This is a genomic window from Photobacterium sp. SP02, from assembly GCF_038519165.1.
Lineage (GTDB): Bacteria > Pseudomonadota > Gammaproteobacteria > Enterobacterales > Vibrionaceae > Photobacterium > Photobacterium halotolerans.
This window is the reverse complement of the sequence record NZ_JASJOJ010000120.1, coordinates 1-4,043: the sequence shown is the minus strand read 5'-3', so window position 1 is coordinate 4,043 and position 4,043 is coordinate 1. Positions and strand designations below refer to the sequence as shown.

General features: G+C 45.5%; 4 protein-coding genes and 1 pseudogene. 3 read left to right on the top strand and 2 right to left on the bottom strand.

All coding sequences use genetic code 11. The features are described 5' to 3' along the window. The coding region (locus P0Y67_RS22315; RefSeq protein ID WP_342393652.1) for a hypothetical protein at positions 1-217 on the bottom strand (217 nt) is incomplete at its 3' end. A 257-nt stretch (positions 218-474) separates the two neighbouring features. Beyond that, positions 475-1,486, bottom strand: a pseudogene (locus P0Y67_RS22310) (IS110 family transposase). Between the two features lie 102 nt (positions 1,487-1,588). Between P0Y67_RS22310 and P0Y67_RS22305 the strand changes: the two are divergent. From P0Y67_RS22305 to P0Y67_RS22295, 3 genes are all read left to right on the top strand, one after another. Continuing rightward, positions 1,589-2,404 (top strand): hypothetical protein, encoded by an 816-nt coding sequence (locus P0Y67_RS22305; RefSeq protein WP_342393651.1) that lies wholly within the window; start codon positions 1,589-1,591, stop codon positions 2,402-2,404. Between the two features lie 348 nt (positions 2,405-2,752). Further along, positions 2,753-3,178: a hypothetical protein gene (locus P0Y67_RS22300; protein WP_337111717.1), complete on the top strand. Its 426-nt coding sequence runs from the start codon at positions 2,753-2,755 to the stop codon at positions 3,176-3,178. A 107-nt stretch (positions 3,179-3,285) separates the two neighbouring features. Continuing rightward, positions 3,286-3,975 (top strand): aminoglycoside phosphotransferase family protein, encoded by a 690-nt coding sequence (locus P0Y67_RS22295; protein ID WP_342393650.1) that lies wholly within the window; start codon positions 3,286-3,288, stop codon positions 3,973-3,975. The last annotated feature ends 68 nt before the right edge of the window (positions 3,976-4,043 follow it).

Sequence of the window (4,043 nt, the reverse complement as noted above, 5' to 3'; positions counted from 1 at the left end):
TGCCATTGAGGTTTTGCCCGGACTGCAGCGCTTTGGCGAATGCCTGGATATCAATTTCGTATTTATCAGCCATGATGTGTCTCCCCCCGTTTTTAGGAAGTGTAGGAAAAGACACAAAACTTTGAACACTACCTTCCCAACGCTTGGCATTTTTCATTCCATCGTTGGGGTTCGTTTTTACGGTGCAATATTCAGGTTTCGTGGTTGCGTTGCTCACACCTTAATGCGGCTACATGGACTCCCCCGGTTGTCAACAACAGCGTCAGGTAATGCAAGGTTTGGGACTGCCGCTCTACATTCAGTCTGTTTATTGGCATTGATGCCATGACCCTGATGACACTACGCGGTTGCGGTTCCTCATTCGTTAGACGGCATCGAAAGTGCCCGCCGCGCTATCAGGTTTTCCCGCAAAAGGTCTGAACCTTACACCATTATTGGCTATTGCAATGACCCGGTGAAATAAGTGGTTCCGTTTTAAATCGTTTGGTACTCAGTCTCGTTTCTCAGCAGCGACCAAATGATCCGAGCGTTCTTTGCCGCCAGTGCGACAATCGCCCGTTTAAAGCCACGGTGTTCGACCAAACTTTTGCACCACAAGCTGAGTCGGTCAGTTTTATCGCCGAGACTGGCGATCACAGCACGCGCACCATGAACCAAGAGGTGTCCGCAGATATCGGTCGCTTTTTTGGTAATGCGTCGAGCCTTGGCTTACCACCGGTTGAATACTGGCTGGGAACCAACCCGAGCCAGGCGGCGAAATCCAGTCCTTTATCGAATTGCTCGCCTTTACCGATACTGGCGATAACCGCAGTGGCTGTGATTGGTCCAATGCCAGCAACTTTCATGATTTTCTTTGCCTGGCGGCTGCGGGAAACCAGCATATCGAAGCATTGTTCTTGGTCTGCAATACGTTGATTCAGAATGAGTAAGTGCCCGAAACAGTCTGAAATGATCGCTCTGACGAGATCCGGGAGTGGGTTGTCACCATCTTCAAGCGCTTCAGGGATAGCGGTTTGTAATGCGTGGCGTCCTTTCGGCGCGATAATGCCGAACTCGGCCAGCATGGCGCGAATTTGATTCAGTAATGCCGTTCGTTCATGGACCCAATGATCAAGCGCACGATGCAGGAGCAAATCGCTTGCTGGTCGGCCGATTTGATCCGGACGAAGCGTGTTGAAGGGCGGATGACAGCTGTGCAAATGGCAAAGGTGTCATTGAGATCGTTTTTGGCACCGGTTCTGAAAGGTGCCACATACTTCGACGCCATAATCTTTGGCGTATGGCCGAGCTTCGCCAGTTCACGCGCCCAATAATGTGAAGCACCGCAGGCTTACATCCCGATGATGGCCGGTGGAATATTGGCAAAAGTTTCAAGGACTTTAGACCGCGATATTGTTTTGTGGATCAATACCTTGCCTTGATGATCCTCACCGTGGATACTGAAGCTATGTTTGGCTAAATCAATGCCATAGATAGATGGTGACATGGTGGCCTCCGACGATTACTAAGTCAGACTTTCCAAGTGTGGCAAAGTCTGAGTAGGGGGAGTCCATGTCATTCGTTAGGCATATCTAGTAAGGAGTAAAGCTTGTTTATTTTAAGTTTAGTCGTTTTGATTTTATCTTTTGGTTGGCTTTGCTTCCAACCTGATTGGGAGCCAGCAATTGTTTTCCTTGGTTCACTGGGAGCTGTTGTGAAGGTTGATAGCCCTATTAAACTGAAGGTCAAAGCAAAATATCTAGATTCACACTCTAAGAAGTTAAGGATTGAGAGTGGTATGATCATTGATAGTGATATTGTGATATTAGATATTCTGAAAAAACTATGTGCTGGGGAGGAGGTTTTATTCAAATGTATAAGCTTAGATGCTAAAGGGTATTATAAAAAATATAGCAATGGCTCTGAATCCGAAGATGCAAAATTGTATAACAAGGCTAAATCAGACGCCTTGGAAGCTAAAGCTCGCCAACTTGAAGAAGCAACAAAAATATTGGCATATCTGTACAAGGAACGTTATTTAACTGTAGAAATATCAAAGCTCCCAGAGATGCTGCGGAACTATGTATTAATTACCCATCCAACACAAAGTGGTAAACCGAGTTACTGTGAAGGTATTGATAGTAAGGCATTTGATATTTACTCTGACAATATTAGTGGAAAATCAATGACATTTATAGCTGACTTACCGAGCGTGGCTGTGAGTGAATTGTTAGATAAATATAATGCGGAAGATATTCAGACTTTCGCTGTTCCTTGTCAATATTCCTTGCTTGAGCTTCCAAAAAGCATGTATTACAACTATGTGGTACCTGCTCAGTTACATGCTTCGTTAACTAAATATAGTGATTTCAGTAAAAACGGAGAGTTCTGGGCTGCACATAATTGGGCGTTTGGGCCACATTAAATATGCCTAACAAACAACTATGGCGTCAATCCTTAAATTAACGCCGTTTTTTCTCCCCCGTCGGACGCCATCCCGAAGCATCGCATTGAGGATGGCAATCATCTTCCTGACACAGGCGATAATCGCCACTTTGTTCGGTTTTCCTTCAGCCTGAAGTCGTTGATGATGGCCCGGTAGTTACAGGATCAGACAAGCCAAGTGGGGCGAAACCTGATGAAGGAGGAGTCCATGTCATTCATTAGCACACACAGCCAGTAAGTGATGATCGCATCCTGTTACGGTATTTTTGTTCATTGCTTCTAAGCCTTCGTTTAGTATCGGTATCTCTTTTTCACTCAGAGGCTTAAGATGAAAAAATCAGTAATCACCTTGACTTTAATGCTCGCTTTAGTGGGTTGTGATGATGCGAGTAAAGCGATTGATGAGGCTCAAGCAGCAGCGAACAAAGCCGTCGATAGTCTGCAGCAGAAAGCCGATTCGCTTGATTTGAACAATCTCAATCTTGAAGTGTTTGGTGATGCGACCCAAAAGGCTCAAGATTTTACTCAGTCGATAGACACATTGATCAACACCGATTTCACTGACCATCAGGCGGTTGCAGCTGCAACCGATAAAGTTTCTAACGCTTACAGTTGCTTAGTTGATGTTTCTTCTGAGGCGACAGCAGAAAATTTGCTCGATAAAATCGTGTCTTCAGTGAAGAATGATCAAGTATTGGCAATCATCGAAAAAGGCGTTGCGCAAGCGAAAACGGCGACAGAGTGCATGATGTAGCCGCGTGTGTGCGAACAAGCACCTCATGAGGGACTGTCAACGCATAGCGTTGCCAGCCCCTGAGGCGGGCGTTATAAGCACAATACAAATTACACATAAGGATATTGATGGAAGAGCTTCAAGGTGGGCGCGAAGGTCAGATATTCCGCTCTGATAATAAGATTTATCGACCACGTGGCAAGTGGTCTGAAACTGTACATTCGTTGTTGTCGCATATTGCCGAAAACGGCTTTAATGCCGCGCCCAAGCCTTACGGTTTCGACGAAAAAAATAATGAAATATTGTCTTACGTCGAAGGCGACGTTTTCAATTATCCGCTGAAAGGTAATATCGCTACGACTGAAGCACTGACTTCTGCTGCTAAACTTCTTCGCTTATACCATGATGCATCTAGTTCGTTTTTATCAAAGCATTCGAACAAACCAATGGAGTGGATGCTTCCAGGCCGAGAACCCGCTGAAGTTATCTGTCACGGAGACTATGCACCTTATAATGTTTCTCTGATTGGCTCAGAAACAGTGGGTATAATTGATTTTGATACTGCGCATCCAGCACCGAGGGTTTGGGATATCGCTTATGCTTTGTACTGCTGGGCTCCATTCAAAACCCATGAATATGATGCAATGGGTGACTTAGAATCTCAGTCGATAAGAGCCAGGCAGTTTTGTGATGCTTATGGTTTGCTTGAAGTCGACCGTCAGGGTTTAGTGAAAGCAATGATCGACAGAGTTCAAGCTTTGGTAGACCACATGTGCGTATTCCGGTCCATGCTGAACACTCATTCCGGTCCAATGTGAACACCTATTCTGGTTTAACGTGAACACCCATTCCGGACTCAAGATGAACGCTTTTGCTCACCTTTCCG